Origin of the sequence: Antiquaquibacter metalliresistens (assembly GCF_029211225.1) — a bacterium.
Lineage (GTDB): Bacteria > Actinomycetota > Actinomycetes > Actinomycetales > Microbacteriaceae > Rhodoglobus > Rhodoglobus metalliresistens.
This window is the reverse complement of sequence record NZ_JARGEM010000011.1, coordinates 39,120-45,751: the sequence shown is the minus strand read 5'-3', so window position 1 is coordinate 45,751 and position 6,632 is coordinate 39,120. Positions and strand designations below refer to the sequence as shown.

Genomic DNA, 6,632 nt, shown 5'->3' with positions numbered 1-6,632 from the left:
ACGAGGAGGTGGCGATCCCGGAACTGACCGCGGCATAATCAACTCAGCTAGATCTCGCACGGTGTCCAGAAACTCCACCACTCAGCGGGACGTCACCGCACAAGGCGGAGATCTCCGAGCGACGTCTCGCACGCGAGGATCCTCAGAAGGTCGCTGAAGCTCGGGCGCGCTACCGCGAGAACTATGTACGCAAGGCTCCGTCAGAGTGGAAGGCCTCGCCTGAACAGCGGGAGGCGTACCGCCGCGCGAGCCGGGACCAGCGCCGGCTGGATCGTCGGCTCGCGGCGGCGGGCCTTCCCTCCCGGCAGCTGCACAGAGTGCCGGTGGCCGAGGTGCGTGCGAATGTTCGCGCGGCCGATGCGTTCTTCTCAGAACCGCGGCCCCTTCTTGTTCGGAAGGCGATCGCACGCGAGGAGTTCGGCACGCCCGCCGCCTGGTTGCGATCGCTCGCAGTGGAGCTCGCGACCATTCGGAACCGTCCCGAGATCCTCGAGGCAGGTCGTCGGTACCTGGCGAGGCACGGTGAGCGGCTTCGATCGGAGGTCAGGATGGACTCGGTGGCGCGGCACGTACGGGGGCTCCCTCCGCTCGACGAGGACCGCGAGGTGCTAGCTCGCCTGACGGCCGCGCTGCAGGTCGCCAGTCCTGGTCTCGGCCGTGGCGGCCGGCCGTATACGTTCGTCCCGCCTCGTGCGCGTGTCCGGGACGCGCACGAGCACGGCGAGGCACACAGCGATCTCGGTCGCTAGTCGCGTCGACGCGGCGACGTCTCCGTTACGTAGGTGAGGTACCGGTTCCAGAGTTCGGTTGCGGCCTCGTCGCCGGTGGCGAACTCGCCCATCGGCTCCTCGACGTCCTTCGTGAAGGTGGCGTAGTAGACGGTTGTCCAGAGCATGTTGCGCATGACGTCCCGCGCTTCAATGCGACCGTAGATGTCGCCCCAGCGCCCGTTCCGGCAAACCCAGCGATCAGGGAACGCGTTGAGGCGTGCGTGGAACGCGCTCGGCGTCGTCGGCCTGGCAGCTGGAGTGTTCATCGCGCGACGTCGTTCGACGTCCCGGTCGATGTGATCGGCATATCGGCTGTTGCTGCCCACGGCTACTCCCCTACGGGTGTTGCAGCCGGCCCTGCGCGAAGATCCCGCTCTCTGCGGTCGTCGTAGATTCTACGGATCACCGACTGACGTCGGTTGGTTCAGCCTCCGTGCTGAGCCAGCTCTCGTCACCCTCGAGCTGAACGCTGATCTGCTGCCAGCGGCGAGCGGCGAGCTCCCGTGCGGCAGTTCGCGCGGGCTCAGGCCCAGTCTCAGTCATGCGCCGAGGGTACAGCCCGCTGCGCCTAGAAGGGCCGGAGCATCCACAGTACGGCCATCGCTGCCGCCAGGTACACAGCGCCTGCGATCGCGATCGCGAGTCGGGGCGGCCGCTGCGGCAACAGCCGCCTATGCGCGGCGACAGCGAGGGCCGTGAGCATCCCAGCCACGACGATGCCCCCAGCGATCCCAACGATCATCACTACTCCCCCAGACGAAAGGTGGGCCGGAGTCTCCTCCGGCCCACCTCAGTGTCGATCACTCAGGACGGTCGCCAGGCGCGTCGTCGCTCGAGGAGCTCGAGCGGGTCAGCGTGGCAGTGGCGTACTTGAGGCTCGCGCCGAGTTCGTCGATCTCCAGCTCGATGCTGGTGCGCTTCTCGCCTTCCTTGGTCTCGTAGCTGCTCTGCTGCAGTCTGCCGTAGGCCACGACGCGCGCACCCTTAGTGAGGCTCGCGGCCGCGTGCTCCGCGTCCGCCCGCCAGATGGTCGCCCTCATGAACGTTGTTTCGCCGTCCTCCCACTGCTTCGTCGAGGCGTCGAACACCCGCGGCGTCGACGCAATGGTGAGGTTGGCGACCGCTACGCCGCTCTGCGTGTAGCGCAGCTCGGGGTCTGCGGTGAGGTTGCCGCGGACGGTGATGAAGATCTCTCCGGCCATTTCGTATTCTCCTTCAGTTTCGATGGTGATGGTTGTCGCTCGAGGTTTCGAGGACCGGGGACCTGTCCCGCATTTCGGTTTGGTGGGACATTTCCGATACGCAGCGCTGATGGCGCGAACGGCGGAGACCATAAGTGGGTCCCCGACCGGAGGCGAAAGTTTGGGAGGAAGTGAGCGAAGCGCCGAGCGAAGTTTCGACGCAGGTCGGGCACGACGTGCCACGTTGGTCGCAGCCGAGAGCGCCGTAGCCTCGGGGATCGGCAATGTCCCAGTGGTTGACTATGGCTCGAATCGTGCCCACGGTGAGAGAATACGCTATTGATCGTTGCTGTAAAGCATCCAATTGGGGGGGAACGCTTGGACCAGGATGGGGAGACCTGGCGCACCGGACTGGAGCCCGGTGCGCGGCTGCAGGCCCTTCGGCTGCAGCTCGTCGAGGCCGCACTCTGCGGCTCGAGCGCGGCCGCAGAAGAGGACCCAGGCCGCGGCCGTGCAGTCTGGGCGGAGCTCGCCTCCATCGCCGGGAGCCGGCGAGCGTTCGCCGGCGCAGCCAGCGAGTCCCTCGTGAGGGCGTGGGAGCTGATCAATCAGGCACCACGGATGGTGATGGAGGACGCGATGCACACGGACGTGCACGACTTCGCGGTGCAGCTGCGCCGCCGCCTGGTGCTCGAGCATGGTGTAGACCCGCACAACCCGAGCGAGCTTGCCCCTCTGGGTTGGCAACTCACCGACGACTACGACGGACCGATCTCGCTCGCGGGCGGAAAGCGGGTCCCGCTCGACGTGTACGCACCGATCACTCCCCCACCAGCGCTGGGCTCGGTCGAGCTGGGCAGACTGGGCTTCGCCGTCGCGCCCTCAGGTACCGCCGCAAGCACCGCCAGCGTGCCACCGCGGCATCGTGCCGAGCCCTCCGAGCGGCGGTCGGAGCCGGAGCTGGGCCGCTAGCGGTCCAGTTCTCTTGGCGGCTCAGGAGCGTCGCGGGGCCCCGCCCGCCGCTGCGGTTGCTGCCGTGCGGTGACCGCCGCTCTCGGGGACAGAGGATTGCCGGCACGCGCAACGCTGGCGGCGTGAGACGCAGGTCCTCCCGGCGCCGTCACGTCACGCTCAACGACGATGCGATCGAAGACCTGCCACATAGACCGCATGACGAGCGGCCCGCCGGGGTGTGGGCCGCGGCCGGGCTTGATTGAGTCTCGCGAAGCCTCGTTCCACTCGCGCTGTTCTACGGCGTCGAAGTCGAGCTGGAACTTGCTCTTTTCTGCGACATGCTCAAGGAAGATCCTGCTGGCTCTCCCATTGCCTTCACGGCTCGGGTGCAGGAAGTTCAACCAGGTCGCCGTATCCGCGATCGCCTCTACGAATCCCTCTCGGTCAAGTTCCGCCCACGCGATCCCCTGAATGTGTTCGGTCAGTCCGGCGGCGCCGGCCTCGATCTGTTTCGGGCCGATGAACCATCGTGCCTGCTCGCGCTCGTCAACCTTCTTGGCGGTCGTGACAGTCCTGATCTCTCCAGCCCAGTCCCACACGTCTTGGAAGAGGGCCTTGTGAATCGCGAGGTAGTGGGACAGGTCGTAGGTGCGCGGGATCTCGATGAGGCCTGCCCGCACCTGGTCGGCTCGCCTTCGCGCGAGGAACCGCTCGGCCTCGAGCGCACGCTCGTCCCGCAAGTCGAGCTTGTTGCGGAGGATGTCGGTACCCGGGTACAGGTACGCCGCCCATTCCTCTTCCTCGGGCATGCTACGTCGACGCCGTGACGTGCAGTCGATCCAGCACGGCTGCGAGGTACTGCTCGTCGCTCATGTTCTCGGTGGCGTTGCGCACGAGCAGCTCGACGTCGGCTCGGTGGATGTCGCCATGCTCAAGGCGATCATCCGTGAGCGCCGCAGCAACGCTCGCGCGCCGATTCGCCGGCAGCGCTGCGAACAGGTCGGGGTACTCCCGCTCGAAGCGTGTGGGCGTTGGCATACACCCATTGTGCCGCCTGATCGACCGAAACGGGCCGGATTGCCTCCGGCCCGTTCGAGCGTGCCCTACTGGCAGCTGTCGCATTGGAGAAGATCCATCGGGTCCACAGGGACGTCATAGCCGCCGATGGTGTCGCTTTCGTTATCCACTTTGTCCTCCCGGTTGTGGTCTTGGATGACCGGCGATCGGCGCACGGCGGGTCGCGGCCCTGGGGACGTGGAATAGCGGAGCGTAGCGAGCATATGCCGCGAAAGCCCCTGAGGGCCGCGACCCGGTGTGGGCCAGCCTGGGAGATCCGAGAGCACACCCGGCGAGGCGCCGGATGACATGCCACCACGGTGGCCTGAACGTACTGGGGGCCTGCGGCCCGCTCTCTGGTTCGCGGGGCACGCCCCGCTCGGCAACTTCGTTGCCATTCGGCCTGGCGAGTGTGCGCACCATTCCCCTCTCCGCAACCGCTGTCGCGAACTTCTGCTCGGCGCTGCGCTTATTTCCTCGCACAAGTGCCCGCCCGCGGCCGCCGCACGCGGCTCTGCGGATTCACTCCTGGCGCTGCAGTTCGGCGTGTGCCGAAAGGCAATTAGTTGAAGGAGGAGCAATGGAACGCGACGACACAGTGAGGGTTGGCGAGTACGCCGTGCCCGTGGACCCGATGGAGGATCTGCAGTGCGACAGCTGCCAGTAGCCGCGCCGGGTACGCAGACGGAAGAACCACTCTTCCTCACGCCGGCTGAGGCGGCGGCCGCGCTCGAGGTGAGCGAGGATGTGCTGCGGATGCAGCGTGAGTCAGGGCAGGGACCTAGGTACGTGGCGATCACGGCCCGCTCGGTGCTGTACTTCCGCGTCGAGGTTGAGGGGTTCCGGGCCCGCCGCTCGTTCGCGTAGCGGGGGCCCCACGGGTAGCGGCGGCCAGTCGGGAGAGACGGCTGGCGCGCCGCTACCCGCCGTTCAGCGGGTCAGCCACAGGCGGTAGGCGGTGGCGACCAGTGCGCTTCTGGAGGGAGCTCCGACGTCCTGTGCGAGGGCGTCGAGGCTTGCTCGCTGGGCGTCGTCGAGCCGCAGTTGGACCTGGATGCCGGCGGTCCCTCGCGGGCGCCGGCGCCGGGCTGGCATGAGTTCGCCCTTCGGCTGGTCGTTGTCGACCGCGAAAGCGTCGCGCAGTCGCTCCCGTCCGACCTGGTCGAGCGCCGTGACGAGCAGGTCGTCGTAGTTGGGCGCCGCACCGGCGGTGCTCTGTCGGAGCTTCTCGGCCCGGATCAGCTCGAGCAGGTCTCCTTCGATGTAGACGCCGGTGTTGCGCACGTTCACGCCTGCAGCCGACGTCGTCGCTTGGGCGCGCACAACCGTGCGCTGCGAGGTTGGCGCGTCGACCGAGGGCGACACGCGCTGTGGTGCGGCAGGCTCGGCTCTGCGCCGTTCTGTCGTCTTCGGCGCGATCTTTGTGACCTCCGGTGCCGGCGCGTCCCCTTGGGGCCGCGTGGAAGGCTGGAGAAGGCCGCTGAGGCCCGTCGCACGCTCGCTGCCGGCGCCTTTGAAGGCATCGGAGAGATTCGGTCGGTCGATGGTCATGCGGCCTCCCCCGCTTCGAGTTCTTGGATTCGAACGAGCAGTTCGCGAGTAAGAGCCTCGTAGTCCTCGGCGAGCCCGGCGCTGTTGGTCGAGTACAGGCCGCCAGCGGTCTGCTTGGCGACCATCTCGCGCCGTTCGGCCTCGCCGGGGATCCCGCGCGCAAGCTGGAGCACCTTCAGGCGCGCCGCCTTGTCGTCGACGGCGGCCGCTTCAAGCTCGTGGACGAGCAGACCGCGTCGACGGGAGTCGGCAGCTGCGCTGTCGAGGTGACGGATGCGGGTCTCGAAGACGGGTGCAGCATCGCCAAGGATCTGCTGCAGCGCGTCGCGCACGTCGCGCTCGAGGCGGGTTGTACGCGAGGCGATGGCGAAGAGGATGATGCCAGCCAGGCGCAGACGGGGGTTGCGCTCGCGCACGGCGATGAAGCGCTCGGCGATGCGGCTCACACCGTCGATCGAGGCTTCGTCCATGCGGGTCGGGATTGCCACGGCGCTGGAGATTCCCAGCGCCCCCTCGACGATGATGCGGTCGCCGGGCGGGGTGTCGATAAGGATGAGGTCGTAGTCGCCCGCGATCGGCGCGAGCTTCTCCTCGAGCTTGTCCGCGAGGTCTCCTCGTGTGGCGTTGCCGGAGAACAGCCGAGAGACGTCTCCGAGGTCTGGGCCGCCCGGCACCACGTCGAGCCGCTCGCGCACTCCACGACGCACCGGCAGTGCGTCGTCGAAGGCCAGTGCCTTGAGCAGTTCGGTGCCGGGGTCAGGCTCGAATCCGAGATCTCGCGCCGTGTTGCCTTGCTGGTCGAGATCAACGATGAGCACGCGGTACCCTGCGGCGGCGGCGAGGCCGCCGACGTTGCTGGTGATCGATGTCTTGCCCACTCCGCCCTTGCCCTGCGCGAATGCGACGGATCGTCTGATGGTCATGGTTGCTCCCTAGCGTGACGGCTGGGCCGTCGTCGTGTTTGGCATCGTATGTTCGCTGTGGCGCGCTGTCCGGTTGGATGGATCGCGTGTTGATAAGTAGCGGCCTCAGCGGGACGCACAACGGGTGATCTAGCGCTATCGCCCGGTGACGTTCCAATAGGAAGTATGGCGTGAGTTATGGCATTACGCAAGGCAGG

Annotated in this window: 8 protein-coding genes and 1 pseudogene; 2 read left to right on the top strand and 7 right to left on the bottom strand. The window is 67.2% G+C overall.

From position 1 onward, the window contains the following. Positions 1-745: 745 nt before the first annotated feature. The 3 genes and pseudogenes from PYV02_RS14855 to PYV02_RS14845 all read right to left on the bottom strand — a co-directional run. Positions 746-1,096 carry a hypothetical protein gene (locus PYV02_RS14855; RefSeq protein WP_275759846.1) on the bottom strand — a complete coding sequence of 117 codons (351 nt, stop codon included), beginning with the start codon at positions 1,094-1,096 and terminating at the stop codon, positions 746-748. Between the two features lie 76 nt (positions 1,097-1,172). After that, a complete protein-coding gene (locus tag PYV02_RS14850; RefSeq protein WP_275759845.1) occupies positions 1,173-1,313 on the bottom strand; it encodes a hypothetical protein in 141 nt (46 codons plus the stop codon). 287 nt (positions 1,314-1,600) lie between these two features. Then, positions 1,601-1,972: pseudogene (locus PYV02_RS14845) on the bottom strand (single-stranded DNA-binding protein); the annotation flags it as partial. Positions 1,973-2,329: 357 nt separating this feature from the next. Between PYV02_RS14845 and PYV02_RS14840 the strand changes: the two are divergent. Further along, the gene (locus tag PYV02_RS14840) at positions 2,330-2,923 is read left to right on the top strand and encodes a hypothetical protein (RefSeq protein WP_275759844.1); all 594 of its coding nucleotides are present in this window, start codon (positions 2,330-2,332) and stop codon (positions 2,921-2,923) included. Here the strand turns inward: PYV02_RS14840 and PYV02_RS14835 are convergent. Together PYV02_RS14835 and PYV02_RS14830 are read right to left on the bottom strand one after the other, a co-directional pair. Next, positions 2,920-3,714 carry a Fic/DOC family protein gene (locus PYV02_RS14835; RefSeq protein ID WP_275759843.1) on the bottom strand — a complete coding sequence of 265 codons (795 nt, stop codon included), beginning with the start codon at positions 3,712-3,714 and terminating at the stop codon, positions 2,920-2,922. The two genes, PYV02_RS14840 and PYV02_RS14835, sit on opposite strands and share 4 nt — an antisense overlap. A gap of 1 nt (position 3,715) precedes the next feature. Continuing rightward, positions 3,716-3,943, bottom strand: coding sequence for a hypothetical protein (locus PYV02_RS14830; protein ID WP_275759842.1), 228 nt, complete (start codon positions 3,941-3,943; stop codon positions 3,716-3,718). Positions 3,944-4,609: 666 nt separating this feature from the next. On the opposite strand from PYV02_RS14830, the gene PYV02_RS14825 reads away from it, so the two are divergent. Continuing rightward, positions 4,610-4,828, top strand: a complete 219-nt coding sequence (locus tag PYV02_RS14825) for a helix-turn-helix transcriptional regulator (RefSeq protein ID WP_275759841.1) — start codon at positions 4,610-4,612, stop codon at positions 4,826-4,828. Positions 4,829-4,891: 63 nt separating this feature from the next. Here PYV02_RS14825 and PYV02_RS14820 read toward each other — a convergent pair whose 3' ends face one another. Together PYV02_RS14820 and PYV02_RS14815 are read right to left on the bottom strand one after the other, a co-directional pair. Beyond that, positions 4,892-5,512: a hypothetical protein gene (locus tag PYV02_RS14820; RefSeq protein ID WP_275759840.1), complete on the bottom strand. Its 621-nt coding sequence runs from the start codon at positions 5,510-5,512 to the stop codon at positions 4,892-4,894. Continuing rightward, positions 5,509-6,435: a ParA family protein gene (locus tag PYV02_RS14815; RefSeq protein WP_275759839.1), complete on the bottom strand. Its 927-nt coding sequence runs from the start codon at positions 6,433-6,435 to the stop codon at positions 5,509-5,511. Before PYV02_RS14815 ends, PYV02_RS14820 begins: the two co-directional genes overlap by 4 nt. Positions 6,436-6,632 lie beyond the last annotated feature (197 nt).